This is a genomic window from Citrobacter sp. RHBSTW-00881 (assembly GCF_013728515.1).
Lineage (GTDB): Bacteria > Pseudomonadota > Gammaproteobacteria > Enterobacterales > Enterobacteriaceae > Citrobacter > Citrobacter braakii.
In genome coordinates this window covers 5,028,298-5,054,544 of the sequence record NZ_CP056269.1, presented here as the reverse complement: position 1 = coordinate 5,054,544, position 26,247 = coordinate 5,028,298, and the positions used below count along the sequence as shown (strand labels likewise).

The following is a 26,247-nucleotide window of genomic DNA, read 5'->3' as shown; positions in this document are numbered from 1 at the left end:
CAGATGATGGCTCGATAAGTTCGAAGCCATCACTCTCACATAGTCAAACTTCTCCTTTCCCGCTACAGTTATTCATCCACGGCGAATAAGGAGAAGGGCATGCTCTATATCTTTGATTTAGGTAATGTGATTGTCGATATCGACTTCAACCGCGTGTTGGGCACATGGAGCGATCTGAGCCGTGTACCGCTGGCCTCGCTGAAGCAAAGTTTCACCATGGGGGAGGCTTTTCACCAGCATGAGCGAGGTGAAATAACGGATGAAGCCTTTGCCGAGGCGCTATGTCATGACATGGCGCTGCCGCTAAGTTACGAGCAGTTCTCTCACGGCTGGCAGGCCGTTTTTGTGGCATTGCGCCCTGAAGTCATCGACATCATGCATAAACTGCGTGAGCAGGGGCATCGGGTGGTCGTCTTGTCGAATACTAACCGTCTGCACACAACATTTTGGCCGGATGAATATCCTGAAATTCGTCAGGCTGCTGACCATATTTATCTTTCCCAGGATCTGGGCATGCGAAAACCGGAAGCGCGGATTTACCAGCATGTCCTGCAGTCTGAAGGTTTTTCTGCGGACGATGCGGTCTTTTTTGACGACAACGCCGATAATATTGAAGGAGCTAACCGGTTAGGGATTACCAGTATCCAGGTCGTCGATAAAACGACCATTCCTGACTATTTCGCGAAGTTGTTATGCTAAAAAATGTTCAGCAACAAGCCAGGCACCATACGCGTCCTGTACGGGCCTGGCTGAAGCTACTATGGCAGCGGATTGATGAGGACAACATGACGACGCTGGCAGGGAATCTTGCCTACGTTTCACTGCTCTCATTAGTGCCGCTTATCGCCGTTGTGTTTGCTCTTTTCGCCGCATTTCCGATGTTTTCCGACGTCAGTGCCCAGCTACGTCATTTTATTTTCGCAAACTTTATCCCGGCGACGGGAGACGTCATCCAGCGTTATATCGAACAGTTTGTCGCCAACTCGAACAAAATGACGGCCGTTGGGGCATGTGGGCTGATTGTCACGGCGTTATTGCTGATGTACGCCATTGATAATGCTCTGAATACTATCTGGCGCAGTAAGCGCACTCGTCCCAAAGTTTACTCTTTCGCCGTTTACTGGATGATTTTAACGCTGGGACCGCTGCTGGCGGGGGCCAGTCTGGCGATCAGCTCTTATTTGTTGTCATTGCGCTGGGCCAGCGATCTCAACTCGGTGATTGATGACGTCTTGCGTATTTTCCCTCTGGTGCTTTCCTGGCTCTCGTTCTGGCTGCTTTACAGCATTGTACCGACTACGCGCGTGCCCAATCGTGATGCGGTTATTGGCGCCTTTGTGGCCGCCGTGTTGTTCGAGGCCGGAAAGAAAGGATTTGCGCTCTACATCACGATGTTTCCGTCGTATCAGCTCATTTACGGTGTCCTGGCGGTGATCCCCATTTTATTTGTCTGGGTATACTGGACGTGGTGTATCGTCTTGCTAGGCGCGGAAATAACTGTCACTCTCGGGGAATACCGCAAACTTAAACAAGCCGCAGAACAAGAAGAAGCAGATCAACCATGATTGCATTAATTCAGCGCGTAACCCGTGCCAGCGTCACCGTGGAGGGCGAGGTGACGGGTGAAATTGGCCCAGGACTTTTGGTCCTGTTAGGTGTCGAAAGGGATGATGACGAACAGAAAGCGAACCGTCTGTGCGAGCGCGTACTCGGCTATCGAATCTTTAGCGATGCCGAAGGAAAAATGAACCTCAACGTGCAGCAATCAGGTGGCAGTGTGCTGGTGGTTTCACAGTTCACGCTGGCGGCAGATACCGAACGTGGCATGCGCCCGGGGTTTTCGAAAGGCGCTGCGCCCGAGCGGGCAGAAGCGCTGTATGAATACTTTGTTGAGCGTTGCCGCCAACAGGAAATGAATACGCAAACCGGTCGGTTCGCTGCGGATATGCAGGTTTCACTGGTTAATGATGGCCCCGTGACGTTCTGGTTACAAGTATGAACCAGCTACCGGTGTGGCCGCGGGCAACAAGAGAGAATACGACTATGTATCACCTTCGAGTACCGCAAACAGAAGAAGAGTTGGAGCGTTACTACCAGTTTCGCTGGGAGATGTTGCGTAAACCGTTGCACCAGCCCAAAGGCTCCGAACGGGATGCCTGGGACGCGATGGCGCATCACCAGATGGTGGTGGACGAAGAGGGAAATCTGGTCGCGGTTGGGCGTTTGTATATCAATGCGGATAACGAAGCCTCCATACGCTTTATGGCCGTTGACCCCTCTGTGCAGGAGAAAGGGTTGGGCACGCTGATGGCGATGACCCTGGAGTCTGTGGCGCGTCAGGAAGGGGTAAAGCGCGTAACCTGTAGCGCCCGTGAAGATGCGGTCGAATTTTTCGCTAAACTGGGGTTTGTGAGTCAGGGCGAAATTACCACGCCGCAAACCACGCCGGTGCGCCATTTTTTGATGATTAAGCCCATCGCAACGCTGGACGACATTCTCCATCGCGGGGACTGGTGCGGACAGCTACAGCAAGCCTGGTACGAACATATTCCATTGAGTGAGAAAATGGGCGTGCGCATTCAGCAGTACACCGGGCAGAAATTTATTACGACGATGCCAGAGACTGGCAATCAGAACCCGCACCATACGCTGTTTGCCGGAAGCCTGTTTTCACTGGCGACGTTAACGGGCTGGGGGCTTATCTGGCTGATGCTGCGCGAGCGTCATCTGGGGGGGACGATAATCCTCGCCGACGCGCATATCCGATACAGCAGGCCAATTACCGGGAAACCTACCGCTATTGCCGATCTGGGCTCGCTGAGCGGTGACCTGGACCGTCTGGCAAGAGGCCGTAAGGCGCGCGTTCAGATGCAGGTCGGGGTGTTTGGCGATGACACGCCGGGCGTCGTGTTTGAAGGTACCTACATTGTGCTACCCGCGAAACCGTTTGGCGCATATGAAGAGGGCGGGAATGAGGAAGAGTAGTTTCTCTAGTTAAAATGCAATATTGGGTTCATTTGCTGATGTAAAATGCGGATTATGAAAATGCCATAATCCGCATTTTGATAAAAAATTGCATGTTGGCGGTGGTTGTATTGACGGGTGCCTTCCTTAATTTCAGAGCTGTTGCGACCCATCAAAGGGTTTTTCTCTAATAGTAAAAAAAGCTGCTCCATCTCAGTCGTGTATTTATCTGCATGTTGATAACCGAATTTTCTCCAGGTGTATTCATAGATAGATTCAAAGTCTTCGACTGCCCGATTAGAGAGTTTATACATTCAGACTGCGCTTCTTCCTGAGCGCGACCTCCTGTAGAGTCAGGTCGCTTGTGCCACTGTGTATCCCATCCTCCAGCGCGTCGCGTAATGCATTATTTCGCAATTCTTGTTCCTCCAGCAAACGCAATGCCGAACGAACAACTTCGCTGGTGGAGCCATAGCGCCCACTTTCAATCATTTCGTTAATAAAACGATCGAGATGCTCGCCGATTGTAATGCTGGTAGTTCTGGGCATAAGTTTGTCCTTTGTGTTATCTATTCACACAAGATAGCACCCGTGGACGAAAACATAAACAACCCTAACGGCCAAGCCGCCAGGCCACATCTCGCATAACATTTCGTGCCGCCTGGCTCACTCCTGCCAGCTGGAAAAATCCGTGGATAACGCCAAGATAGCGTTGGCAGGTACACTCCACGCCCTGCTCCAGGATCCGTTGATACAGGGCCTCACCCTCATCGCGCAGTGGGTCGAATTCGGCTGTAATGATGTGCGTGGGCGGCAGACCGTTGAAGTCTTCACGCCAGACTGGGCTGGCTTCGGGATGCCGCAGGTCGGTTTGCGGCAAATACATCTCGTAGCCCGAAAGCAACGTGTCACGCGTGATAATGTAATCCTGCCCATTTCGGTCGTAGCTCTCAAACCTGGCGGTTGCGTCCAGCATCGGGTAAATCAGCATAAGCTGCGCAGGTTGCCATTGATTGGCAGCTTTCAGGCGCAGTGCAGTGACCAGCGCCAGATGCCCGCCCGCGCTGTCGCCAGCAAGCGTAATTCTGCCGCGGTCGACACCCAGTTTCTGGGCATACTTCCAGATAATATTGGCTCCCGTTTCAGCGTCGTTATGTGCAGCCGGGAAAGTATGCTCTGGCGCAAGGCGATACTGCACCGCAATGACTCGACAGCCGCTGTACCAGGCGAGCTGCCTTAGCTGGTTATCATGCGTCGCGAATCCACCACTGACAAAGCAGCCACCGTGATAATAGATAACGCAGGGGAGATTTCCCGTGGCGTCCCGCGGCGAAACAACGCGAAATGTCATTGCATCGAGTTCAATATCTTCAACCTGTACGCGGGTTTCAGTTTCTCCTGCCAGTACCGTGCTGGCAATGTAGCCTGCTCTCCGGTCATCAATATTTTGCTCGCGCGAAGAAGGGCGTCCCGCCGCGATAAATGCCTCAACCAGCTGTGCAATCCCGCTTTCCAGTGCCATTTATTATTTTCCTTATCTGTATGGATATACAGTTTTATAACCTGGATAGCCACGAATGAGAATGGGAAAAGTGACGGGTGTACGATTCTGGAAAGCGGCTCTCAAAAGTAAAAATCGTTCGCGTGAAGGCTATTTTCTCGCTTTTCTCGGGTGTATGTTGTGTGGAAATTAATCGCCAATGATATACTGGAGGTATATGTGAGTATGATGGCTGGGATGGATATGGGCAGAATTTTACTCGATTTATCAGACGAAGTGATCAAACGTCTTGATGATCTCAAGGTGCAGCGTAATCTGCCGCGGGCCGAGCTTTTGCGGGAGGCTGTTGAACAGTATCTTGAGAGGCAGGATCAAGCTGAAACGACAATTTCACGTGCTCTTGGGCTATGGCAAGGTTGTGAGGAAGATGGCGTTGATTATCAGCGTAAACTCCGTGAGGAATGGTAATGGTCACAGGATCTGCGCTTTTTGATACCAACATCCTCATCGACCTGTTTAGCGGGCGAAGTGAAGCAAAACTAGCGATAGAAACATGGCCGCCGCAGAACGCAATCAGCCTCATTACATGGATGGAGTTGATGGTGGGAGCAAAAAAATATCATCAGGAATCTCGCACACGCGTTGCGCTAGGCGCTTTTAATGTGATCGGTGTTTCACAGGATATTGCTGAACGAAGCGTGAGTATCAGGCAGGAATATGGGATGAAATTGCCGGATGCCATCATTTTGGCCACTGCGCAGATTCATCGTCTTACACTGGTTACGCGTAATACCAGGGATTTTGCAGGCATATCCGGCGTGGTCACACCGTATACGTTATAACCCGGGCGACCTGCGCCGCCCGGTAGTGCGAAGAACTTACTCCCCTTCACCCGGGAACAGGAACGGGTTGATGGAGCTGCGGGCAAAGCCCTCTTGCTCCATGTGTGCGTCCAGCATCAGTGAAGCGAGATCGTCGGCTACGGCCTCGACTTTCGGGTCTTTTTCCTGATAGAGAATCTTCAGGTAAGTTCCGCAATCGCCGCAGCTTTCAGCTTTAATTGCCGCCTGTTCGTTATCCAGCGACCAGTAGTTCAAATCACGGCTCTGCTCGCAGTTGCTGCACTTCACGCGCACCACGTGCCACTCGGTTTCGCACAGGTTGCAGTGCAAATAGCGCAGCCCCTGAGTGGTACCGATTTGCACCATGCTGGAGACCGGCATTGAACCACACACCGGGCAGTACTGACGCTGTTCGCCGTATTCCGCACGGGCTTTGCCGGGGATCAGGCTCGCCATCTGCGCCCAGTAGAGCGACAGGGCAGCCCAAATGAACGGTGCTTTGTCGCTGCTGACGGAGGCGAAATCGGAGGCAAACAGCGCGCTGGCCATCAGTTCCAGCTCCTGCTCCGAGGCTTTTTCCAGATTCTCGATCACGGCCAGCGCAGGGCCGCTCATTTCCGGCTTCAGCTCAGCAATTAGCGATTGCAGCAGTTTTTGCCAGTGCTTGTCGCGTGGCAGAACGTGGATATCCAGTGGCGGTTTGCCCTGATCGTTCGCTTCTTTGATGCGAGCGGTCAGATCCATCTGCAGCGGATGGTCGTACAACACCACTTCCTGCGCGTGAGCGATCAGCGCGGCAAAACGCAGGTAATCACCCAGCGGGTTGTTCTCGGCCAGCTCGCGCAGACGTTCAGCGCGGCGGTTATACAAATTTTTGAGTCTGGGGAATAATAACGGCGGAATCATATCCGCCGTGCGTTTCTCGCTCTTCTCCAGCTCATCTTGCGGGATTATGCGAATACTCATTCAGATGACTTTTCCTGTTTCTGGCGGACTTCACGGTACCAGCGCGGGTGATGTTTCTTCGCCCATGAGCTGGTAACCCATCCTTCCACCATCGCGGTAATGGTGCCTTTCACCCAAAGGGCGGCGTAAATGTGCACCATGATAACCACAATTAACGCTACTGCGGCAAATGAATGCAGCATTAACGCGAATCGGATCACCGGGATTGAGAAAGCAGGCGCAAAATACGGACGCCAGATGACCACTCCGCTCACCAGCAACAGGACCAGGAAGATAATCGCCGCCCAGAATACGCATTTCTGGCCGAAGTTATAACGTCCCGTGTCACCTACTTCCTCGTTGACGACAATCTTACGAATATTCTTCGCCCAAAAGATATCATCCCGATTGATTAGATTGTGGTGCCAGTAACGGAAAAACATGATGATAAACGAGGCAAACATGATCACGCCGACAAACGGGTGCACAATTCGCGCCAGTTGCGGCGTGCCCATGATGTGCATCAGCCAGTTAAAAGACGGGAAGAGAAAACCCATCCCGCTCACTGCCGCCAGAATGAAACAGAAGGCGGTGATCCAGTGGTTGATGCGTTCCGGCGCCGTGTAGCGCACGATGGTGTCACGTCGTTTCATTTGCGCACCTCGTCTTTTTCTTCATGCAGATTGTCTTCTTCCTCTTCCGCACGGTTCGGGCCTACGCCGACGTAGTGGAAGATACTGGCCGCAAATGTCGCTGCAAAGCCGACGGCTGCGAGAGGTTTCCAGATGCCTTTCCAGAACTTCACGGTGGCGCTGATTTCCGGGTTCTCCGGCAGACCGTGGTACAGATTCGGCTTGTCCGCATGGTGCAATACGTACATCACGTGCGTACCGCCAACGCCTGCCGGATCGTACAGACCCGCGTTTTCGTAACCACGCGTTTTCAGCTCCGCCACGCGCTCACCGGCCAGCGTTTTCATCGACTCTTTAGTGCCGAAATGAATAGCGCCGGTTGGACACGTTTTCACGCAGGCTGGTTCTTGTCCGACCACTACACGGTCAACGCACAGCGTACATTTGTAAACGCGATTGTCTTCCGGGTTGAGGCGCGGCACGTCGAACGGGCAGCCCGCGATACAGTAGCCACAGCCGATGCACTGCTCGGACTGGAAGTCGACGATACCGTTGGCATACTGAATGATTGCTCCTTCGGCCGGACACGCTTTCAGGCAGCCCGGATCGGCGCAGTGCATACAGCCATCCTTGCGGATTAGCCACTCCAGTTTGTCGTTTTGTTCCACTTCCGAGAAGCGCATTACCGTCCAGGATTTAGCGGTCAAATCAGCCGGGTTGTCGTACACCCCAACGTTGTTGCCCACTTCATCACGGATGTCGTTCCATTCAGAACACGCCACCTGACACGCTTTACAGCCGATACAGGTGGTGACGTCGATAAGCTTCGCCACCTCTTCCTGATGGTCCCGCGCCTGAGGCGCGGGGGTGAAACCGTTAGTGGCGGAACGACGAATGATGTCTTGCGATTGATAAGCCATAGGTCGTCTCCGTTACACCTTTTCCACGTTCACGAGGAAGGACTTAAATTCCGGCGTCTGCGTGTTCGCATCACCGACGAATGGCGTTAACGTGTTAGCGATAAAGCCTTTTTTCGCCACACCTTCGTAGCCCCAGTGAATCGGGATTCCGATAGTGTCGATATCCTGACCGTTGGCCTTCAACGTGCGAATACGTTTGGTCACCACCGCTTTGGCTTTAATATAGCCACGGTTAGAGGAGACTTTGACGGTATCGCCATGAGAGATACCGAGCTTATTCGCCAGCTTCTCGCCAATTTCCACAAACTGCTCCGGCTGGGCGATAGCGTTAAGCAGCGCATGCTTAGTCCAGTAGTGGAAGTGCTCGGTCAGACGGTAGGTCGTACCGACGTACGGGAACTTATCCGCTTTACCCAGTGCTTCCGCGTCACCTTTAAAGATACGTGCGGCAGGGTTAGAGATAACGTTCGGGTGCAGCGGGTTAGTCCCCAGCGGCGTTTCAAACGGCTCGTAGTGTTCCGGGAACGGACCTTCTGCCATCTTATCGATAGCAAACAGGCGTCCCATCCCTTCCGGCTGCATGATGAACGGCCCAACGTTGCTGCCCGGCGCGGCGGCACTGTAGTCAGGAATATCCATCCCGCTCCATTTCGCCCCGTCCCATTTCAGAATCTGACGTTTTGGATCCCACGGATTCCCCTGCGGGTCAGCGGAGGCGCGGTTATACAGAATGCGGCGGTTGAGCGGCCACGCCCATGCCCAGCCCAGCGTATTGCCAAGGCCTGACGGATCGGCGTTATCGCGACGTGCCATCTGGTTGCCTTCCGGCGTCCAGCTACCGGCAAAAATCCAGCAGCCGCTGGAGGTGGTACCGTCGTCACGCAGTTGGGCGAACGAGCTAAGCTGTTGGCCTTTCTTGACGATAACGGCACCGGTGGCCGGGTCGGTAATGTCGGCCAGGGCTTTACCGTTGCTCTCCATCGCCACTTCTTCCGAAGCCGGTTCGTGTGGGGTGGAGTAGTTCCAGGTCATGCTCAGTACCTGTTCCGGGTTCGCGCCACCCTGCTCGGCATACATCTTGCGCAGACGCAGGAAGATACCGGCGAGGATTTCACCATCGGTAACGGCAATCCCCGGGGCATCCGCACCTTTCCAGTGCCACTGCAGCCAGCGACCGGAGTTGACGATAGAACCGTTCTCTTCGGCGAAGCAGGTGGACGGCAGACGGAATACTTCAGTCTGGATTTTCGACGGGTCAACATCGTTCGACTCACCGTGGTTCTGCCAGAAGGTGGAGGTCTCTGTATTGAGCGGGTCGATGGTGACCAGGAACTTCAGTTTGGACAGTGAAGCCACAACCTTGTTTTTATTCGGGAATGATGCGACCGGGTTAAAGCCCTGGCAGATATAGCCATTCACTTTGCCCTGGTTCATCATCTCGAAGTACTGCAGGACGTCGTACCCTTTATCCCACTTCGGCAGCCAGTCGAAGCCCCAGCTGTTTTCCGCTGTCGCTTTATCGCCAAAGAAGGCTTTCATCATCGAAACGAAGAATTTCGGGTAGTTGCCCCAGTAGTTCACCTGGCCTTCCAGCAACGGTTTTGGCGTGTTGGCGGCAAGGTAAGTTTGCAGGTCAGTTTGTTTCTCGCTTGGCAGCGTCATGTAGCCCGGCAGGCTTTGTGACAGCAGACCTAAGTCGGTCAGACCCTGAATGTTAGAGTGTCCGCGCAGTGCGTTAACGCCGCCGCCTGCCATCCCCATATTGCCCAGCAGCAACTGGATCATCGCCATGGTACGGATGTTCTGCGCACCAACGGAGTGTTGCGTCCAGCCCAGTGCGTACAGGAACGACGCGGTTTTATCTGGGCGGCTTGTTTCTGCGATGTACTCACAGACCTTCAGGAAGTCGGCCTTTGGTGTACCGCAGATATTTTCTACGACGTCCGGCGTGTAGCGGGAGACGTGCTGTTTCAGCAGGTTCCATACGCAGCGCGGGTGTTGCAGGGTGACATCGCGTTTGGCGAAGCCTTTTTCATCCAGTTCGTAGTTCCAACTGGTTTTGTCATACTTGCGTTTGTCCGCGTCGTAGCCGGTAAACAGGCCATCTTCGAAACCGTAATCCTCACGCACGATCAGGCTGGCGTTGGTATAGGCTTCAGTGTATTCGCGGTTGAATTTTTCGTTGTTCAGCAGGTATAGCAAAACGCCTGACAGGAAAGCAATGTCAGTACCGGAACGAATCGGAGCATAGAAATCAGCCACCGCCGCGGTTCGCGTAAAGCGCGGATCGATAACAATCAGCTTCGCGCCGTTGTGAATTTTGGCTTCCATCGCCCAGCGGAACCCGACCGGGTGAGCTTCAGCGGCGTTACCGCCCATCACCACAACGAGGTTGGCGTTTTTAATGTCGACCCAGTGGTTGGTCATCGCACCGCGACCAAATGTTGGAGCAAGACTTGCTACCGTTGGTCCGTGTCAGACGCGTGCCTGGTTGTCGACCGCGAGCATACCAAGCGCGCGGGAGAATTTTTGTGTTAAATAGCCGGTTTCGTTACTGGAAGCGGAAGCACACAGCATCCCGGTGGAAAGCCAGCGGTTAACGGTTACGCCTTCGGCGTTTTGTGCAACGTAGTTAGCGTCGCGATCTTCTTTCATCAGCTTAGCGATGCGGTCAAATGCCTCATCCCAGCTAATCTGTTGCCACTTATCAGAGCCAGGTGCGCGGTATTCCGGGAATTTCAGGCGGCTTTCAGAGTGGATGAAGTCCACAAGTCCTGCCCCTTTCGGACACAGTGCGCCACGGTTCACCGGGTGATCCGGGTCCCCTTCTATATGGAAGATGGATGCTTTGGCGTTTTTTGCTCCGTCACCGAGACTGTACATTAACAGTCCACAGCCAACGGAACAGTAAGTGCAGGTGTTACGGGTTTCGCGGGTGCGCAGCAATTTATATTGCCGTGTTTCCGCTAGCGCTACGCCGGGTGCAAAGCCCAGTGCCGCTGCCGTGGTGCCTGCCATACCGCCAGCGCAGATCTTAAAGAACTGCCTTCTGCTGACCTGCATGGTTCGCTCCTTGTTTCGACATTGTCACGTTCCCTTCGTTTTCCTATAACGCGAACGCGAGGGAAGTGGTTGTTATTTTTCTTTGCGGACGGGACCGCAAAGGTCCAGAATTGGGTGAATTTCCCTCCGTCCAGGAGGGGTTTGTAAAGAATACCACAATGTTGGTATGCGTGTTCCAATACGGTTAAAAGAAAGTGAATAAGATTATTCAAGAAAACATCAAGAATGTGACATCTCCGACAGGATCTCGTCAGTTGACCCTCTGGAAGCGCGAGGACTTGCAACATCCTCAGCCAGATGAGGTAGCTGAAGAAGTGCCTGTGGCGCTGGTATACAACGGGATTTCACACGTGGTGATGATGGCATCCCCGAAAGATCTTGAGCACTTCGCGATGGGTTTTTCACTTTCTGAAGGCATTATTGAGTCCTCGCAAGATATTTACGGGATGGACGTGGTGCCTTCCTGCAACGGATTAGAAGTGCAGGTTGAGCTGTCCAGCCGGCGCTTTATGGGGCTGAAAGAGCGTCGTCGCGCACTGGCCGGTCGGACTGGCTGCGGTGTTTGTGGCGTGGAGCAACTTAATGATATTGGCAAACCGGTCCAGCCGCTGCCGTTTACCCAGACATTCAATCTGGCGCATCTCGATAACGCCTTAAGGCATCTCCCTGATTTCCAGCCTGTTGGGCAACTGACAGGCTGCACGCACGCGGCTGCCTGGGTACAGCCGTCAGGTCATCTGGCGGGTGGGCATGAAGATGTTGGACGTCATGTTGCGCTGGATAAACTGCTGGGACGACGTGCGATCGAAGGGGAAACCTGGCAGCAGGGCGCGGTATTAGTCTCCAGCCGCGCCAGCTACGAGATGGTGCAGAAGTCGGCAATGTGCGGCGTGGAAATCCTGTTTGCTGTTTCTGCGGCGACAACGCTCGCTGTGGAAGTTGCCGAACGCTGTAACCTGACGCTGGTGGGTTTTTGCAAACCGGGCCGGGCGACGATTTATACACATCCCGAGCGTCTGATAACTGAGTAACCAGTATTCAATTAATTTGAATAAGACTGGCAAATCCTTCCGCTTTTAGTTGTGCGATGAGATGGCTATTATTTATCACATCAAGGCACGGTGCCTTAATCAAACAACTAAGTTAAAGGGTTTATATCATGAAAAGCATCAAAACTTTTGTCGCAGTTATCGCTCTGGCTACTTCTTTCGGTTCTTTCGCTGCTCAGACAGTTACCGCAACCGGTTCTACACTGGAAAGCGCTGAAGCAAAAATTGCCGCTCAGGCTGAACGTGCAGGTGCCAGCGATTATAAAATCACTCAGGCATACACCGGCAACCGCGTGCACATGACCGCTGAACTGCTGAAATAAAATACCTCAGTACTGTCGAAAGAGCGCCCTTGAGGCGCTTTTTTCATTTCCGGCATTCACTGCCTGAGCAATGCGATAAACGCGTTATAGTCTTTCAATCCCGCAATAGTTTCTGCCGGATGGCTGCTCAGCACGCTGGATAAATAACTGAAGATTTTTAGCTCATGCCGCGCCTCGGCGGCGGCACAGGCGATCAGGACATGGCTGACCGGTTCGTTATTCACCAGAATAGGGTGTGCGAGGGTAATAAAGAAACCACGAAAGCGGCGCTCCTGTTCGCTCCAGCAATGAGGAATCGCCAGGCGATTCACGATCAGGTTTTCACCTTCATGCTCCCGGGCGCAAATGCGCAGCGCTTCGTCCTCGGTGATATGGCTCTGTGCCACAAGCTGGCCGCAGATCCGGCCGATGATACTCTGCCAGCTTTCGGCCTTCATATTGGCGTAATGGAAGCTGCCCGGCTGTAAAAAGAAACGTTCGGGCTGCTGGCGGATAAAGGCCGTCGCGAGGAAGTGTTTAATCTGCTCGGTACCCGCTGCGGTGATGATATTCTTGATGGTTAAGGTATTTTTTATAGATTCATCAAGTAAATAGTGACTATTGTTGATGATTAACAGTGGGGTGATTTCTTCACTGATGGCGCTGACTTCACTCGTATTTCGCGCAATGATCACCCGACAATTCAGAACATCTCGCTCAATGGCCTGTTGGTTGATGGTGGCGATAGCATTCTGGTCGGATAACAAAATGACCGGCTGGCGCTCGTTTTGATGGCGCTCCAGGGCGCAGGCGAAGTAAAGCCCGATGAGGTCGCTATCGAACAGTGGGATATCCAGTTTTTCACGCAACAGGGCAATAAAACGCAGACTCAAATCGAAGGCGGCAGGCCAGGTCGACTTCAGGTTGTGCATACTGCTCTGGCGATGTTCCGGTACCCAAACCGGGGCAGAGACGCATCTCAGCAGGTGGCCGGTAATATTATCAACCAGTTGGGTATCGATAACGTTCAACGCAGCGATGCCGGGAACGCTTTTTAACAACAAGGTCACCGCATCGGCAGAGATTGTCATTGCCTGCCGTTGTCTGATTTCCAGAAGGCCGATCAGTGTTCTGAAGGCGTTCTCGCCCAGGTAGACTCCTCCTTGTTCCACCGCATTTTTCAGTGAAACATACCGACACTCCGGCCATGATCCGGAGAGCTGGTTACGCAGGGCATAGACGGCCAGCACCAGACTTGCCAGGTACTCTCCCGAGATAAGCGGGAATTCATTAAGTTTTTCACATGCTGCATTGAGCCTGTCGATGTTGTCCCGGGTAATACCCGGCAGTGGAATTAAGAGGGGATCTTTTTTAAGCAGATTCGCCAACAGGATAATGCGCTTTTCTTCTGGTTCATCAATGAAATGACCGACGCCCGGGCGGCTGGCAAGACAAAAGGCCCGCTCATAGCGCTGCTTCAACCGTGGGAGACGATCGGCCACCCAGGTTTCAGGTAAATTGAGCGCCGAAGCCAGCTGTACACGCGGTGTAAAGGTATTGAGCAGAAGAAAGGCCAGCAACCGGTCATCATTATCATGGCGTTGCAGAAGCTGAAAATAACCGCGTCTGTCGACAATTTCCAACTGATAGCCCGCACTGCCGCCGGGCTGAATGCGGGCCTTACCGCTGAGGGTAAAATTGAGGTAGTCAATATCGCGCAGGATGGTTCTGCCTGAAACGCCAGTTTGCCGCGCCAGGTCGCCCAGCAAACACGGCTGCTGTTCAAGAAGATCCACCAATTTTAACTGGCGTTCCGAAAGCATTAACTCTCCCGGCGAAAGTCAGTAAACGCGCGGACCTTTTCGGTCGACAGCGAGATGAGCAGTTCGCGCACCAGCGTAAACAGCGCGTCGTAATCCGATGCGGAAATCATGCCGCTGTTGGCGTGGAGATAGCGAGTCGGCAGGCATAGTGCCGCCACCGGACGACCGCCGCCCATAACGTTATAGCGTCCACCGTCCGTCGCCCCGGTTTTCATGGTGCAAAACTGCAATGACGCACCGCTGTTTTCTGCACACGCTTTTAATGTGGCAACCAACTGCTGATTAGGGAAATAGCGCTTATCGAACAGCATCAACCCTGGGCCCTCGCCAAGCTTGAGTGGGTATTTAATGCCGTCGATTCCGGGCACATCGCCCGCAACCGCAGTATCCAGCACGATCACCACATCGGGCTTGATATGCTCCGCTGAGGTTTGCGCCCCGCGTAGACCCACTTCTTCTTCCACGCTGCCCACGCCGTACAGGGTAATTTCAGGGTTATTCACGGTTTGTAAAAGCTCGGCCATCAGGGCGCAGCCGACGCGATTATCCAGCGCTTTGCCGACGATCTTATCTTCGCCCCAGCGAGCGAAATTGGCTTCCGGGCTAACGAAATCACCGATCGCAATTCCGCGGTTTTCTACTTCTTCGCGGCTGTTGGCACCAATATCGATGAACATTTCGTCAAATGTCAGAGGTTGCTGTTTCTGCTTTTCCGTTAAGGCGTGCGGTGCTACGGAGCCGATTATGCCAGGGATTTTAACGCCCTTGCGGGTACGGATGGCGACCCGGTGGTTCAGCATCGACTGGCTCCACCAACCGCCAATTGTGGTGAAGCGCAAAAAGCCGCTTTCGTCGATATGTGTGACCATAAAGCCCACTTCATCCATGTGACCGACGATGGCAACCTTCGGCCCACGGTTGCCTTTGCGTGCGACAAAGCTGCCGAGGCCGTCAAAAGTGATTTCATCGACGCTGGAATCCAGCGCATTAATGAGAAGAGTGCGAACTTCGTGCTCATCACCGCTGACGGCGCTGGCTTCGCATAACTGCTGAAGTAACTCAATGTTCATGGGCAAGCTCCTGCTGTGCGGCTTTACGTTTCAGCCACAATCCTTTCAGGATGATAATTAACGAAATGTTCAGTGCCAGACCGATAGCCAGCACCAGATAAAATGACCCCACCGGAGACATCAGGCCAATCAGCGGATCAAAGATACCTAAACCTGGCGCGAGACGTTTGATTCCAAAGGCGATGACCAGCATGCCGGTAATACCACCGGAGAGCGTATTGGCGGTAATCATCGGCAGCGGCGCGGCCAGCGCATAGGGGATTGCCGGTTCGGTAGCGACGGTGGCCCCCACCACAATCGCACTGCTGGCGGCGGCCTTCTCCTGCTGGGTAAACAGTTTTGGCGCTAAATAGGTAGCGATACCTGCCGCGACGGGCGGCATCAGCGCCACCACGCCGACGATGGCGTACCAGTCATAGATATGTTTTTCCAGCAGTGAGAAGCAGAAGAACCAGGCCGTTTTATTGATTGGCCCGCCCATATCAAATGCCAGCATTGCGCCAACGAGGAAGGCTGCGCCCATTTTCATTGATGGTGGAATGGTGTTCAGGAAGTGCAGCAGGCCTCCCATGATGTCGGACATCACCGGGCCGATGACGTAATAAGTCAGGACGCCAAACACCAGCAAAGTGACAAACGGGATCAGCATGGAGCCGAGCAGCGGCTGCAACGCTTTGCCGAGCCGAACCTTGCGAAACCAAAGCACAAAGTAGCCAATTGCCAGCCCGAGTACGACCGCGCCGAGAAACCCCGCGCCGGACTGGGTGCCGAGTAGACCTTTATCGTTCGCCAGGTAACACACCAGAAACGCCGGGGCAAAAGCGGGCTTATCGGCAATCGACCACGCGATGTATGCCCCCATAATGGGGATCATAAAGGTGAAGCCCAGATAGCCGATGGATTCAACAACCCAGGTGAACGACGGCGCACCTTTCGACATATCGGCATAGGGCAAACCGAACTGCACCAGCATATTAGCGATGGCAACCAGAATACCGCCGCCAATAACAAACGGCAGCGCGGCGGAAACGCCAGCCATCAGGTGGCTCATCACGCTACCGTGCTGGACCTCCTGTTTTCCCAGCTTCACGCTGCTATCAGTGGCAAAAAGTTGTGAATGAGTCGGTAACTGCGTAAAAATCAGGTCGATATTTTTCAGCGCCTGGGAAATGGCTATTTCATAGACTTTTTTCCCGGCGAAACGCGCCCGGTCTTCACCGCTCAGGCCGCGACCTGTAGCCAGAATAACGTAATCGGCAGCGGCAATTTCTTCACTGGTCAGTCGGTTTTCGACGCCGCTTGAGCCCTGGGTTTCGACTTTAATCGTATGGCCGAGCGAGCGCGCTTTTTGCTCCAGCGCTTCTGCCACCATATAAGTGTGGGCGATACCCGCCGGACAGTTGGTAATCGCCACTAAACGCAAGGATGACTCCATAGCCGCTTCCTTATGAGGTTAAGGTCTGATTGAGCAGGGCGAGCACCTGGTCGGTGTCGCCTTGCTTCAGTTGGTTGATGAAATCTTGATGGATAATTTTGCGGCACAGGGTGCCGATAATTTTGACCTGATCGTCCTCGCCCGTTTGTGGCACGCCGAGGCAGATCCAGCAGTTAACGTCCTCGCCGTCGCTGGCTTTCCAGTCCACTTTTTCTGATTTGCGTGCGAACAAGACGAAGGGGCGTGTGATACAGACGCTTTTACCGTGTGGGACGGCAATGCCCGAACCAAAGCCGGTGGAATGCAGCTTTTCGCGTATCAGCAGCGTTTGCAGGAAGGCGCTGCGGTCAGAGACGTAGCCATTTTGAAGCGCCATATTCGCCAGTTGCTTGAGGATGGCATAAACGCTATTCCCCTGAATATTCAGGTCAATGCAGTTAGCTGTAAGGGCTGTCATGGTGGGACTCCGTTAAAAACTGTTTGATTTGATTTTAACGGTGAGATGGTGAAGAGATGAGCAGCAATATGTCAGCGGGAAGTGACAATTTGAGGCAGAGTTAGCGCCTGGTTTTGTGGGGTAAAACACATAACGCTACAGGTGATTACCCTGATGAATATTTCGCCAGGGTAATTATATTCTTAGTGTATGCCCACCATTCGTAACAGCGCGGTTACCACTGCGGCGGCAACGATCACCACGATCAGCGGCATCTTACGCCAGGCGAGAAATACCGCAAAAGCCACGCCGAGTACGCGCGCCATCCCGGCAAAGTGTTCGCCTTCGTAAAAGGTGGTCGCCAGCGCAACAGAGAACAGTAATACCGTTGCGGCGTCGGAAAGCAGCGCCTGCGAGCGTTCTGAGAACGCTAAACGGCTTCCAAGCTTAGCTCCCCCTAAACGCATTAAATACGTTCCCACAGATAACATGGCGATACCGACGATAAACAGCGTCATGTTGCCCATTATTTTTTCCTCGTCAGTAAGCCAAAGAGTGAGAGCAAAACCGGTAAACCGACCGGCGCAAAGGGAATGGCGGCAAGCGACAACGTGGCGCCGCTACAGGCACGAATCAGCGTAGTGCGGTTTTTGAATGCCGGGACGACCAGAGCCAGCAGAATGGCAGGGAAGACGGCATCCAGACCGATGGTTTCCGGGGCAGGGAGCAGTTTGCCGACGCCTGCGCCGATCAGGGTGCCAACAGGCCAGAAAATTGCGACGCCCAGACCGCACAGCCAGTAGGCGGCTTTACGTTGCTCAGGCGTTTTTTGCGACAGGCCAAAGACTACGCTTTCGTCGTTCATAATATGACAGCCGAGGAAACTGGCAGCTCGGGTGCCCACCAGATCGCGCACGGTGACGCCGAACGGCACGTGTCGGGCGTTAACCAGTAAACCCGCAGCCGCAGCCGCCAGTGGATTACCACCGCTGGCGATAATGCCGATAAACATAAACTCGGACGCGCCCGCCAGCACAGTAATAGAGAGTACAAACGGTACCCACAGCGGGAAGCCGTAGGCCATCGCCAGCGAGCCGTATGACATGCCGACTACACCGACGGCCAGACAGACTAAAAATATTGCTTTTATCGTGTCGCCTTTGAGACTGGAAAAATAATGTTTCATACCGTTTTAGCCATATCGAACGAGTTTCCATTATAATGAACGCGACCAATTGGCTTTACAAGTCGAACAATTCGTTCGATATAAAAAACATGGAGTCGTGAATGACCCAGCCCATCAGTATGATCGCGAAAAGTCTGGTGCGTGAACGTCAGCGCACCGGTTTGTCGCTGGCGGAGATTGCCCGTCGCGCGGGGATTGCAAAATCGACACTCTCGCAATTGGAAGCGGGCAATGGAAATCCTAGCCTGGAAACGCTCTGGTCGCTGTGTGTGGCGTTAGATATTCCCTTTGCGCGCCTGCTGGAACCGCAGGAGCAAAAAACGCAGGTGATTCGCCGCGGCGAAGGGACAAAAGTCGTGGCTGAGCAGGCCCACTATCAGGCCATTTTACTGGCCGCCTGCCCACCGGGTGCGCGGCGGGATATCTATCTGCTGCTGACGCAGCCGGGCGCGGATCGTATTTCACAACCGCATCCACCGGGATCGGTTGAACATATTATCGTAACGCAGGGTAAGGCGATGGTGGGATTGACGGAAGCGCCGGAGGAGTTAGGTGAGGGCGATTATATTTGTTACCCTGCCGATCAAGCGCATATCTTTAAAGCACTGGAGCCTGACACTCAGGCGATTCTGGTTTCTGAGCAGAGTTAATTGAACGCTTATTAAATAAAGGCGCGGCGATTGTCGTTCGCGCCTTTATTATTTTTAATTATATTTTATTGTTATTCATATAAAATTGTTTTTATTATTTTTCGTTAATTTCAGCACTATTGTTATATCCCTCACATTCTTAATTATATCTACGTTACACATAATAAAATCAGTATGATAATAAATATTAGCCTGCACTGGTGCCACGTTTTAATGTTCTGAATTTATTTCAGTCATCGGTATCGTATTACCTATAAAAATATTTTTTGGATTTGCATGTTGCGCGTCTTCCGGTCGGAAGACGTTGGACGATCTTTATTTCAAGGAAAGCAAATAATGAAGAAATCGACGTTAGCTTTAGCAATAGGTCTATTATTAGTGGCAAATAATGGCTTTGCTAAAACGCAAAAAATGACTCTGGAACAGCGGCTCGAACAACTGGAGGCTCGGCTGGAAGCTGCGGAAAACCGCGCGGCAAAAGCGGAAAATCAGGTGCAGCAATTGCAGGTACAGCAGGCTGCGGAGATCCAGGAAATTAAAGTTGCTCAGGGAAATACGCCAGTCAACGGCACTACGCCCGCACAAGAGACCAAAAAGAACGCCACCACCCCTAACCTGGTGCTCTCCGGCTATGGCGATCTGAAAATCTACGGCGACGTGGAATTCAACATGGATGCGGAAAGCAACAAAGGCGTGCTGGCGGCAACCAATTCGAATGTGGGCGACCCAACCAATGAACGCTGGGATCTGAACGGACGTATCCTGCTGGGCTTTGACGGTATGCGTAAGCTGGATAACGGCTATTTCGCCGGTTTTTCAGCGCAACCGCTGGCTGACATGACGGGTTCGGTCAATCTTGATGTCGCCGCTTTCTTCTTCGGTCAGGAAAATGACTGGAAAGTAAAAGTCGGTCGTTTCGAAGCTTACGATATGTTCCCGCTGAATCAGGATACCTTTGTTGAGCATTCAGGGCATACCGCCAACGATTTGTATGATGACGGTAGCGGCTACATCTACATGATGAAAGAAGGTCGTGGCCGTTCAGATTCCGGCGGCAGCTTCCTGATGAGCAAACAGCTCGATAACTGGTATTTCGAGTTAAATACCCTGCTGGAAGATGGTACCTCGCTTTATCAGGATAGCCGCTATCATGGTCGTGAAATGTCGCAGGAGAAAAACGTGGCTTATCTGCGCCCGGTCGTCGCCTGGACACCGGTGGATGCGCTGACGATTTCTGCGGCCATGGAATCGAACGTTATCAATAACGCCTATGGATATACCGATGCTCAGGGCAACTTTGTCGATCAGTCCGATCGTACCGGTTACGGTATGACGATGACCTGGAACGGTCTGAAAGCCGATCCGGAAAATGGCCTGGTGTTTAACCTGAATACCGCTTATCTCGATGCGGATAACGAAAAAGACTTTACGGCGGCGGCCAACGTTCTGTGGAAGCGCTTTGAACTGGGCTATATCTATGCTCATAACAAGATCGACGAATTTAACGGTCTGATCGATCACGATGATAATGACTGGTTCTACAATGAGGGCACTTACGATATTCATACCATTCACGCGTCTTATTTAATTCCGAACGTGATGGATATGCAGAACTTTAATATTTATCTCGGCGCTTATTATTCGATGATTAACAGCGATAACAGCAATCCGGAGAATTATACCGACGACGACGACCGTTACGGCGCGCGTCTCCGCTTCAAATACTTCTTCTGATTTTCCGTTCTCAGGCGCCTGGATTCAGGCGCTTTTTTCTTATAGCCTGGTCATCAGGCTTTTATTTCCCCACCCAGTTATTTTTGATTTTGAACTTGTCGGCGCGGTTGTAGCTACACGAGTAGTTAAATGCCGTCCCATCTTCCAGTTTGGTGACGCCGGAGACTTTCAGCATTGGCAAGCCTGAGCAGGTGCCGGGTCGTGGGGAAATGGCGTGGATGACAAAACGAACGCAATGCTGCTAACGGGAGAAAAAAGTTTCCTCCCCCGTCAGGGGAGGAAACAGAGCGGTTAAGGCAGATAAAACACTTCTTTTAGCTCAGCGCTGACCGGGCTGTTGTCCGGGTTTGCCGGCATTACATCACGCATATGCTTCCACCAACGCTGGCAAACATCGGTGCTGGCAACGGCGTTCCAGCGCGCCTCTGACTCAATCTCGACGGTGGCGAACAGCAGGTTGCGTTCCTGATCGAGATAAATCGCGTAGTGATGGGCACCGTGCTCTTTCAGCACCGCTTCCAGTTCTGGCCAGATGGGATTGTGCCGACGTTGATACTCAACGTGCGCGTCGGCATTCACCTGCATCACAAAGGCCTTGCGGATCATAACGCCTCCAGATACAGCTCGCGGACCTCATCGCGGCTGGCAGTGCGCGGGTTACACGGCGCGCATGGATCGGCCAACGCTTTATCCAGCCAGCCTTCAATATCCTCTTTCGTCACGCCAAGGGAACTAAAACCAGCCGGAATACCTACACGCTTGCTCAGGGCACGAATCGCGGTGATGGCCTCCATGCTTGCCGCTTCGTCGCTCATCCCGCGGGTGTCCACTCCCATCGCCTGCGCCACTCGGGCAAAACGCGCCACGGCGTTAGGGCGGTTAAAGTTTTCGATGATCGGCAGCAGGATGGCGTTGCAGACGCCGTGCGGCAGGTTGTGGGTCGCGCCTGGCTGGTGTGCCAGCGCATGAACCAGTCCAAGACCGGCGCTGTTAAACGCCATCCCTGCGAGGTACTGACCAAACGCCATTTGTTCGCGGGCTTCGAGGTTATAACCATCGTCGACCGCTTTCGGCAGCCACAGGTTGATCAGGCGAATTGCTTCCAGGGCGTTGGCGTCGGTGAGCGGATGCGCGCCAACGGAAACATAGGCTTCCACCGCGTGAGTCAGGGCGTCCATGCCGGTTGCGGCGGTAACGGAGGCTGGGATTTCCAGCATCACGCTGGCGTCATCCACGGCGATATCCGGGATGATGTTCGGGTCGATGATCACCTCTTTGACCTTGCGGGCAGAGTCGATAATGACCGCGTTGCTGGTCATCTCTGCTGCTGTACCAGCAGTGGTATTGATGGCAACCAGCGGCACGCCCGCATTTTTCACTTTGCCCACGCCGGAGTAAGCGGTAGAAGGGCCAGGGTTGGCGGTCAGGATCTTCACCGCTTTGGCGGTATCGATCGGGCTGCCGCCGCCGAAGGCGATAATGTAGTCACATTCTGCCCCCTGATATGCCGTAAAACCTTTCTGTACCAGCTCTTCTGTCGGATTCGGGAACACCTCATCAAACAGGTGGTAAGACATTTGATGTTCATCCAGTGCGGCAAACAGGCTATCCAGCAGGCCCAGCTTCACCAGTTGACCATCGGTGACGATCAGCGCTTTGCCCCATTGTTTATTCGCCACGAGATTCACCATATCGGCAATCGCGCCGGCGCCATGCAGGCTAATTTTTGGCAGTGCCAACATAAAGCTCATCACTATTCTCCTTAAAAAAAATCCCTGGTGCCCGATGGCATTACGCTTATCGGGCCGACGGTGAAACGTGCATCGTCATGTAGGCCGGATAAAGCGAAGCCGCATCCGGCGTTGAGTTGGCAGGTATCAGTACAGCTCTACGGCGCTGGCCAGCGGAGTCACGCCAAAGCGTTTAGCCAGTGCTACCAGCTCTTCACGTGTGATGGTCTGCTTCATACCGCCCATCGAATATATTTTGACTAAAACTTCGGCGGATTTTTCTGCGGTATCTATCAAGCCAAATGCTTCGTCGAGGGAGGGGCCGCTGCCGAACACGCCGTGGAACGGCCACAGTACCAGCGAGTGTTTCTGCATTTCCTCGGCGGTTGCCTGGCCGATTTCATCCGTACCCGGCACCATCCACGGCAGAATGCCGACGCCATCCGGGAACACCACCAGACACTCGGTGCTGCCTTCCCACAGTTTGCGGGTAATCAGCGGGGTGTTGTTTTCCAGCACGTAGGTCAGGGCGATCAGGTTGGTAGCATGGCAGTGCATGATCACGCGGTCTTTGCCGTTCGTCGCTTTAATACGCTCGCAATGGGAGAGGAAGTGAGCCGGCAACTCGGAGGTTGGCACCGCTTCGTGGGTCAGGCCCCAAAGGATGTGGTAGCCCGCGCCGTCGCTGTCTACTTTCACCACGCCCAAATTTGCCGCGGGATCGAGCTGAACGTTACGGAAAAATTTACCGGAACCGGTGACGATAAACGGCGTGTTCGCCAGCAAAGGCATTGGCTGACTTAGCGCGATATAGCGCGGTTTTTCGTGGAAATCGGCGCTAAATGGCGCAATATCAGCCTCATCCAGACGCAGCGTCAGGTTGCCGCCGTTACGTTCGTCCCAGCCTTTCAGCCACGCGTCGGAAGTGGCTTTGATCATCCCCTGGACGAACCAGGAATTAGTCATGTTTTGCATATTCGGTGATCCTGTTGATTGCCCGATCGTTATCGGGTCTTACGTAGGCCGGATAAGTGAAGATCCATCCGGCAATCGTCTTTCATTCATTGCCGGATAGCGACGTGGGGCGTCTTATCCGGCCTGTAAGCCTGGTGTCACGGTTAGCTACGTTTGCTCAAAATCTCTTTCTCATAGGCGCGCACGCTGTCCAGCCACTGACTTCCTGCTGGCGTGTCGTGACGCTGGCAGTACATCTCCCACACGGCCTGCCACGGCAGCGATTTTTGCTCTTCCAGCAAGGCCAGACGTGCGGTGTAGTCGCCGCTGGCTTCAAGCTGACGCAGTTGTTCGGTCGGTTCTAACAGCGCGCGCAGCAGGGCTTTTTTCATATTGCGGGTGCCGATAACCCACGCGGCGATGCGGTTAATAGAGGCGTCGAAGAAGTCGAGGCCGATGTGTACGCGGTCGAACAGGTTGTGGCGAACGATCTCGCTGGCAATCGCCTGCGTTTCATCATCCAGCAGCACCACGTGATCGCTGTCCCAGCGCACCGGACGGCTGACGTGCAGCAGCAGACGCGGTACGTACAGCATGGCGGCGGAGATTTTGTCGGAAATCACTTCAGTCGGATGGAAGTGACCCGCATCCAGGCACAGCGCGGTCTGACGGCTGGTGGCGTAACCCATATAGAACTCGTTGGAGCCCACGGTGTAGCTTTCGGCGCCGATGCCAAACAGCTTGCTCTCGACGGCGTCGATATGGTGCGCCGGGTCGAGTTTTTCGCTGATCACTTCATCCAGTGCTTCAAGCAGACGTTGGCGCGGCGCTAACCGGTCAACGGTAATGTCTTTCATGCCATCCGGGATCCAGATATTCATCACCGATGGCGTACCCAACTGCTCGCCAAAATACGCTGAGACGCGACGGCTGGCTTTGCAGTGGTCAATCCAAAACTGGCGAATGGTGTCATCGGCGTGGGCCAGCGTGAAGCCGTCGGCGCTCAGCGGGTGAGAGAAGCAGGAGGGGTTGAAATCCAGCCCTAACTGGTTTGCTTTCGCCCACTCAACCCAGTTTTTAAAATGTTCAGGTTTGATTTGGTCGCGGGCAACCGGCGTATCGGACTCCAGATAGATCGCGTGCAAATTCAGACGTTTTGGACCAGGGATCAGGCTCAGCGCCTGCTCCAGATCGGCGCGCAGTTCGGTGGCGTTACGCGCTTTGCCCGGATAGTTGCCGGTAGCCTGAATACCGCCTGTGAGCGAGCCTTCCGGATTCTCGAAACCGGCGACATCATCGCCTTGCCAGCAGTGCATGGAGACCGGCAGACGATCGAGCTGGCGTAAGGCCGCCTCGACATCAATGCCTACCGCGGCGAAACGCAGTTTTGCCAGTTCCCAGGCTTGTTCAAGTTGAGTGGTCATGCGCAAAGCTCCTTTGTCTGTCGTAGTGATGGAAACTGCGCCTGGTAGCGGGCAATTTCACTTTCAGGATTTGGAATGAAGGTGGTCAGGTCGTAGTTGGCACGCACCACCTGACGGAAATCATCGACGTTGTTAAGCTCGTCCAGCGTCATCAACTGGATGCCAATATTGCCGAGCGTGGAGGCCTCAATCGGCCCGGACATCACGCGAATACCGCAGGCATCCGCGCACAGCTGGTTCAGTAGGGCGTTCTGGCAGCCGCCGCCAACGATGTGCAGTTGGCTAAATGCTGCACCACGCAGTTGTGCCAGTTCTTGCAGAATGTCAGCGTATAGCAATGCCAGGCTGTCGAAGATACAGCGCGCCAGTTCGGCGTTTTGCTGGGGAACGGGTTGACCCGATTCACGACAGGCCGCCTGAATTTCCGCGCTCATATCGTCGGGGTTGATAAAGCGATCGTCGTTCGGGTTAATCAGGAATTGGCAGGCCGGCAGCGCTTGCGTTTGGGCAATAAGCGTTGGCAGGTCGGTAATCTGGCGCTCTTTTAAAACGCGCTGGAGCAGCCACAGTCCCATGATGTTTTTCAGTACGCGGTAGCGCCCTTCCGCGCCCCCTTCGTTGGTGATGTTCGCCGCCAGCGCCGCATCGTTGGTATACGGCGTTCTGCTCTCAAAGCCCATCAGCGACCAGGTACCGGAAGAGAGATACGCACTATTTTTATCGGCCAGCGGTGAAGCGATGACCGCGCTGGCGGTGTCGTGACTGGCGACGGCCACAACCGGAATTTGGTTTTTCTGCGGGCAAATCCAGTGACCAATGACGTTCCCCGGATGCGTCGGGCGACCAAACCAGGCTTTGTCTGCCCCGGTCCACGCCAGCAGCGTGTCATCCCAGTCGTCGGTGTTGATATTGACTAACTGGGTGGTGGTGGCGTTGGTGTATTCCCAGTTCAATTTGCCGGTCAGGCGAAAGCTGAAGTAGTCGGGGATCAGCAGGGCATGTGCCACCTGCGCAAGCAGTTCTGGCTGCTGTTCAACCAGCGCACGTAGCTGATACAAAGTGTTAAACGGCAGAAACTGAATGCCGCTACGGCGGTAGATTTCACCTTTACCTGGCTGCGCCATCGCCTGTGACATAATGCCGGTCGTGCGGCTGTCACGGTAAGAGACCGGCAGACCAACACGTTGGCCGGCGTTATCGATCAATACGTAATCCACGCCCCAGGTATCAATGCCAATGCTGTCTATCCGAATGCCTTCATCACAGACTTTTTTCAGGCCAAGGCGAATGTCGTTTTCCAGGCTGTCGATGTCCCAGGTGTCAAAACCGTCCGTTTTTTGCAGACAGTTAACGAAGCGGTGGATTTCACGCAGCGTCAGGGTGCGGTGTTTACTGTCGTAACGTGCGAGCATTACGCGCCCACTGGATGCGCCGAGATCGACAGCGACACAATGGCGAAAAGTCATGGCGAGGTCCTTCTGAGTTTTATTGCACTCAGTCTAAGAACCCCGAATAAAGCGTACCTTCTTGACAGTGACAGCCCCAATTAGCGGCTGGCAACATGGCAAAGGTGAACGTGATGTTGTT

The 26,247-nt window shown here is 53.7% G+C and carries 28 protein-coding genes; 10 read left to right on the top strand and 18 right to left on the bottom strand.

Going from position 1 to position 26,247, the window contains the following annotated elements; all coding sequences use genetic code 11:
- Window positions 1–99: 99 nt before the first annotated feature.
- From yihX to fabY, 4 genes are read left to right on the top strand one after another with little or no spacing between them, the layout of a single operon-like run.
- Window positions 100–699 carry a glucose-1-phosphatase gene (yihX, locus tag HV311_RS24255; protein WP_016157873.1) on the top strand — a complete coding sequence of 200 codons (600 nt, stop codon included), beginning with the start codon at window positions 100–102 and terminating at the stop codon, window positions 697–699.
- Window positions 693–1,565, top strand: a complete 873-nt coding sequence (locus HV311_RS24250) for a virulence factor BrkB family protein (protein WP_019077938.1) — start codon at window positions 693–695, stop codon at window positions 1,563–1,565. Before yihX ends, HV311_RS24250 begins: the two co-directional genes overlap by 7 nt.
- On the top strand, window positions 1,562–1,999 hold the full coding sequence (gene dtd / locus HV311_RS24245) for a D-aminoacyl-tRNA deacylase (RefSeq protein ID WP_003028671.1): 438 nt from the start codon (window positions 1,562–1,564) through the stop codon (window positions 1,997–1,999). The genes HV311_RS24250 and dtd overlap by 4 nt, the downstream gene beginning before the upstream one ends.
- A gap of 44 nt (window positions 2,000–2,043) precedes the next feature.
- The gene (gene fabY, locus HV311_RS24240) at window positions 2,044–2,985 is read left to right on the top strand and encodes a fatty acid biosynthesis protein FabY (RefSeq protein ID WP_003825286.1); all 942 of its coding nucleotides are present in this window, start codon (window positions 2,044–2,046) and stop codon (window positions 2,983–2,985) included.
- A 5-nt stretch (window positions 2,986–2,990) separates the two neighbouring features.
- Here fabY and HV311_RS24235 read toward each other — a convergent pair whose 3' ends face one another.
- The 3 genes from HV311_RS24235 to HV311_RS24225 all read right to left on the bottom strand — a co-directional run bounded on the left by HV311_RS24235 (window position 2,991) and on the right by HV311_RS24225 (window position 4,486).
- Complete coding sequence (locus tag HV311_RS24235) at window positions 2,991–3,278, bottom strand: type II toxin-antitoxin system RelE/ParE family toxin (RefSeq protein WP_181626728.1); 288 nt, start codon at window positions 3,276–3,278, stop codon at window positions 2,991–2,993.
- On the bottom strand, window positions 3,271–3,513 hold the full coding sequence (locus HV311_RS24230; RefSeq protein WP_016155179.1) for a type II toxin-antitoxin system ParD family antitoxin: 243 nt from the start codon (window positions 3,511–3,513) through the stop codon (window positions 3,271–3,273). The genes HV311_RS24235 and HV311_RS24230 overlap by 8 nt, the downstream gene beginning before the upstream one ends.
- A gap of 64 nt (window positions 3,514–3,577) precedes the next feature.
- Window positions 3,578–4,486 carry an alpha/beta hydrolase gene (locus tag HV311_RS24225; RefSeq protein WP_181626727.1) on the bottom strand — a complete coding sequence of 303 codons (909 nt, stop codon included), beginning with the start codon at window positions 4,484–4,486 and terminating at the stop codon, window positions 3,578–3,580.
- Between the two features lie 204 nt (window positions 4,487–4,690).
- Here HV311_RS24225 and HV311_RS24220 point away from each other — a divergent pair, with 204 nt between their 5' ends.
- Complete coding sequence (locus HV311_RS24220; protein WP_016155181.1) at window positions 4,691–4,933, top strand: CopG family transcriptional regulator; 243 nt, start codon at window positions 4,691–4,693, stop codon at window positions 4,931–4,933.
- A complete protein-coding gene (locus HV311_RS24215) occupies window positions 4,933–5,307 on the top strand; it encodes a type II toxin-antitoxin system VapC family toxin (RefSeq protein ID WP_016155182.1) in 375 nt (124 codons plus the stop codon). The genes HV311_RS24220 and HV311_RS24215 overlap by 1 nt, the downstream gene beginning before the upstream one ends.
- A 36-nt stretch (window positions 5,308–5,343) precedes the next feature.
- Here the strand turns inward: HV311_RS24215 and fdhE are convergent, their stop codons facing one another.
- From fdhE to fdnG, 4 genes are read right to left on the bottom strand one after another with little or no spacing between them, the layout of a single operon-like run.
- Window positions 5,344–6,273, bottom strand: coding sequence for a formate dehydrogenase accessory protein FdhE (gene fdhE / locus HV311_RS24210; protein WP_003028685.1), 930 nt, complete (start codon window positions 6,271–6,273; stop codon window positions 5,344–5,346).
- Entirely contained in the window at window positions 6,270–6,905 is a 636-nt protein-coding gene (gene fdoI, locus HV311_RS24205; protein ID WP_003028686.1) for a formate dehydrogenase cytochrome b556 subunit, read from the bottom strand. Before fdoI ends, fdhE begins: the two co-directional genes overlap by 4 nt.
- Entirely contained in the window at window positions 6,902–7,804 is a 903-nt protein-coding gene (fdoH, locus tag HV311_RS24200) for a formate dehydrogenase O subunit beta (protein ID WP_003028691.1), read from the bottom strand. The genes fdoI and fdoH overlap by 4 nt, the downstream gene beginning before the upstream one ends.
- 12 nt (window positions 7,805–7,816) lie before the next feature.
- On the bottom strand, window positions 7,817–10,867 hold the full coding sequence (gene fdnG / locus HV311_RS24195) for a formate dehydrogenase-N subunit alpha (RefSeq protein WP_087121869.1): 3,051 nt from the start codon (window positions 10,865–10,867) through the stop codon (window positions 7,817–7,819).
- A gap of 194 nt (window positions 10,868–11,061) precedes the next feature.
- Between fdnG and fdhD the strand changes: the two genes are divergently transcribed.
- Together fdhD and HV311_RS24185 are read left to right on the top strand one after the other, a co-directional pair.
- Complete coding sequence (gene fdhD / locus HV311_RS24190; RefSeq protein ID WP_049040549.1) at window positions 11,062–11,898, top strand: formate dehydrogenase accessory sulfurtransferase FdhD; 837 nt, start codon at window positions 11,062–11,064, stop codon at window positions 11,896–11,898.
- Between the two features lie 128 nt (window positions 11,899–12,026).
- Complete coding sequence (locus HV311_RS24185; RefSeq protein WP_003825262.1) at window positions 12,027–12,239, top strand: DUF1471 domain-containing protein; 213 nt, start codon at window positions 12,027–12,029, stop codon at window positions 12,237–12,239.
- Window positions 12,240–12,295: 56 nt separating this feature from the next.
- Here HV311_RS24185 and HV311_RS24180 read toward each other — a convergent pair whose 3' ends face one another.
- The 6 genes from HV311_RS24180 to HV311_RS24155 all read right to left on the bottom strand — a co-directional run bounded on the left by HV311_RS24180 (window position 12,296) and on the right by HV311_RS24155 (window position 18,168).
- Window positions 12,296–14,041: a putative frv operon regulatory protein gene (locus HV311_RS24180; RefSeq protein WP_104651897.1), complete on the bottom strand. Its 1,746-nt coding sequence runs from the start codon at window positions 14,039–14,041 to the stop codon at window positions 12,296–12,298.
- Complete coding sequence (locus HV311_RS24175; protein WP_191220553.1) at window positions 14,041–15,111, bottom strand: aminopeptidase; 1,071 nt, start codon at window positions 15,109–15,111, stop codon at window positions 14,041–14,043. The genes HV311_RS24180 and HV311_RS24175 overlap by 1 nt, the downstream gene beginning before the upstream one ends.
- Window positions 15,101–16,546 (bottom strand): PTS fructose-like transporter subunit IIBC, encoded by a 1,446-nt coding sequence (locus HV311_RS24170; protein WP_047357775.1) that lies wholly within the window; start codon window positions 16,544–16,546, stop codon window positions 15,101–15,103. The genes HV311_RS24175 and HV311_RS24170 overlap by 11 nt, the downstream gene beginning before the upstream one ends.
- Window positions 16,547–16,556: 10 nt before the next feature.
- A complete protein-coding gene (locus HV311_RS24165; protein WP_016157883.1) occupies window positions 16,557–17,003 on the bottom strand; it encodes a PTS fructose transporter subunit IIA in 447 nt (148 codons plus the stop codon).
- Between the two features lie 182 nt (window positions 17,004–17,185).
- The gene (locus HV311_RS24160) at window positions 17,186–17,509 is read right to left on the bottom strand and encodes an AzlD domain-containing protein (RefSeq protein ID WP_016157884.1); all 324 of its coding nucleotides are present in this window, start codon (window positions 17,507–17,509) and stop codon (window positions 17,186–17,188) included.
- On the bottom strand, window positions 17,509–18,168 hold the full coding sequence (locus HV311_RS24155) for an AzlC family ABC transporter permease (protein WP_016155191.1): 660 nt from the start codon (window positions 18,166–18,168) through the stop codon (window positions 17,509–17,511). The genes HV311_RS24160 and HV311_RS24155 overlap by 1 nt, the downstream gene beginning before the upstream one ends.
- A gap of 101 nt (window positions 18,169–18,269) precedes the next feature.
- Between HV311_RS24155 and HV311_RS24150 the strand changes: the two genes are divergently transcribed.
- Both HV311_RS24150 and HV311_RS24145 read left to right on the top strand, forming a co-directional pair.
- The gene (locus HV311_RS24150; protein ID WP_016155192.1) at window positions 18,270–18,818 is read left to right on the top strand and encodes a helix-turn-helix domain-containing protein; all 549 of its coding nucleotides are present in this window, start codon (window positions 18,270–18,272) and stop codon (window positions 18,816–18,818) included.
- A 336-nt stretch (window positions 18,819–19,154) separates the two neighbouring features.
- Window positions 19,155–20,552 (top strand): carbohydrate porin, encoded by a 1,398-nt coding sequence (locus tag HV311_RS24145; RefSeq protein ID WP_191220552.1) that lies wholly within the window; start codon window positions 19,155–19,157, stop codon window positions 20,550–20,552.
- 291 nt (window positions 20,553–20,843) lie between these two features.
- Here the strand turns inward: HV311_RS24145 and rhaM are convergent, their stop codons facing one another.
- The 5 genes from rhaM to rhaB all read right to left on the bottom strand — a co-directional run bounded on the left by rhaM (window position 20,844) and on the right by rhaB (window position 26,126).
- Window positions 20,844–21,158: an L-rhamnose mutarotase gene (gene rhaM / locus HV311_RS24140; protein ID WP_191220551.1), complete on the bottom strand. Its 315-nt coding sequence runs from the start codon at window positions 21,156–21,158 to the stop codon at window positions 20,844–20,846.
- Window positions 21,155–22,303: a lactaldehyde reductase gene (gene fucO, locus HV311_RS24135; protein ID WP_047415603.1), complete on the bottom strand. Its 1,149-nt coding sequence runs from the start codon at window positions 22,301–22,303 to the stop codon at window positions 21,155–21,157. Before fucO ends, rhaM begins: the two co-directional genes overlap by 4 nt.
- Window positions 22,304–22,429: 126 nt before the next feature.
- Window positions 22,430–23,257, bottom strand: coding sequence for a rhamnulose-1-phosphate aldolase (rhaD, locus tag HV311_RS24130; protein WP_016155197.1), 828 nt, complete (start codon window positions 23,255–23,257; stop codon window positions 22,430–22,432).
- 143 nt (window positions 23,258–23,400) lie between these two features.
- The gene (gene rhaA / locus HV311_RS24125) at window positions 23,401–24,660 is read right to left on the bottom strand and encodes an L-rhamnose isomerase (protein ID WP_019077926.1); all 1,260 of its coding nucleotides are present in this window, start codon (window positions 24,658–24,660) and stop codon (window positions 23,401–23,403) included.
- On the bottom strand, window positions 24,657–26,126 hold the full coding sequence (gene rhaB / locus HV311_RS24120; protein ID WP_016155199.1) for a rhamnulokinase: 1,470 nt from the start codon (window positions 26,124–26,126) through the stop codon (window positions 24,657–24,659). The genes rhaA and rhaB overlap by 4 nt, the downstream gene beginning before the upstream one ends.
- Window positions 26,127–26,247: the final 121 nt, after the last annotated feature.

Coding starts and splice junctions, on each gene's coding strand:
- fdoI (WP_003028686.1), bottom strand. CDS start 6,905: ATGAAACGACGTGACACCATCGTGCGCTACACGGCGCCGGAACGCATC.
- HV311_RS24225 (WP_181626727.1), bottom strand. CDS start 4,486: ATGGCACTGGAAAGCGGGATTGCACAGCTGGTTGAGGCATTTATCGCG.
- HV311_RS24150 (WP_016155192.1), top strand. CDS start 18,270: ATGACCCAGCCCATCAGTATGATCGCGAAAAGTCTGGTGCGTGAACGT.
- HV311_RS24235 (WP_181626728.1), bottom strand. CDS start 3,278: ATGTATAAACTCTCTAATCGGGCAGTCGAAGACTTTGAATCTATCTAT.
- HV311_RS24165 (WP_016157883.1), bottom strand. CDS start 17,003: ATGACAGCCCTTACAGCTAACTGCATTGACCTGAATATTCAGGGGAAT.
- HV311_RS24250 (WP_019077938.1), top strand. CDS start 693: ATGCTAAAAAATGTTCAGCAACAAGCCAGGCACCATACGCGTCCTGTA.
- fucO (WP_047415603.1), bottom strand. CDS start 22,303: ATGAGCTTTATGTTGGCACTGCCAAAAATTAGCCTGCATGGCGCCGGC.
- HV311_RS24175 (WP_191220553.1), bottom strand. CDS start 15,111: ATGAACATTGAGTTACTTCAGCAGTTATGCGAAGCCAGCGCCGTCAGC.
- yihX (WP_016157873.1), top strand. CDS start 100: ATGCTCTATATCTTTGATTTAGGTAATGTGATTGTCGATATCGACTTC.
- HV311_RS24170 (WP_047357775.1), bottom strand. CDS start 16,546: ATGGAGTCATCCTTGCGTTTAGTGGCGATTACCAACTGTCCGGCGGGT.
- rhaM (WP_191220551.1), bottom strand. CDS start 21,158: ATGATCCGCAAGGCCTTTGTGATGCAGGTGAATGCCGACGCGCACGTT.
- rhaD (WP_016155197.1), bottom strand. CDS start 23,257: ATGCAAAACATGACTAATTCCTGGTTCGTCCAGGGGATGATCAAAGCC.
- rhaA (WP_019077926.1), bottom strand. CDS start 24,660: ATGACCACTCAACTTGAACAAGCCTGGGAACTGGCAAAACTGCGTTTC.
- HV311_RS24145 (WP_191220552.1), top strand. CDS start 19,155: ATGAAGAAATCGACGTTAGCTTTAGCAATAGGTCTATTATTAGTGGCA.
- HV311_RS24220 (WP_016155181.1), top strand. CDS start 4,691: ATGATGGCTGGGATGGATATGGGCAGAATTTTACTCGATTTATCAGAC.
- HV311_RS24230 (WP_016155179.1), bottom strand. CDS start 3,513: ATGCCCAGAACTACCAGCATTACAATCGGCGAGCATCTCGATCGTTTT.
- HV311_RS24155 (WP_016155191.1), bottom strand. CDS start 18,168: ATGAAACATTATTTTTCCAGTCTCAAAGGCGACACGATAAAAGCAATA.
- HV311_RS24215 (WP_016155182.1), top strand. CDS start 4,933: ATGGTCACAGGATCTGCGCTTTTTGATACCAACATCCTCATCGACCTG.
- fabY (WP_003825286.1), top strand. CDS start 2,044: ATGTATCACCTTCGAGTACCGCAAACAGAAGAAGAGTTGGAGCGTTAC.
- HV311_RS24180 (WP_104651897.1), bottom strand. CDS start 14,041: ATGCTTTCGGAACGCCAGTTAAAATTGGTGGATCTTCTTGAACAGCAG.
- rhaB (WP_016155199.1), bottom strand. CDS start 26,126: ATGACTTTTCGCCATTGTGTCGCTGTCGATCTCGGCGCATCCAGTGGG.
- fdhE (WP_003028685.1), bottom strand. CDS start 6,273: ATGAGTATTCGCATAATCCCGCAAGATGAGCTGGAGAAGAGCGAGAAA.
- HV311_RS24185 (WP_003825262.1), top strand. CDS start 12,027: ATGAAAAGCATCAAAACTTTTGTCGCAGTTATCGCTCTGGCTACTTCT.
- dtd (WP_003028671.1), top strand. CDS start 1,562: ATGATTGCATTAATTCAGCGCGTAACCCGTGCCAGCGTCACCGTGGAG.
- fdoH (WP_003028691.1), bottom strand. CDS start 7,804: ATGGCTTATCAATCGCAAGACATCATTCGTCGTTCCGCCACTAACGGT.
- HV311_RS24160 (WP_016157884.1), bottom strand. CDS start 17,509: ATGGGCAACATGACGCTGTTTATCGTCGGTATCGCCATGTTATCTGTG.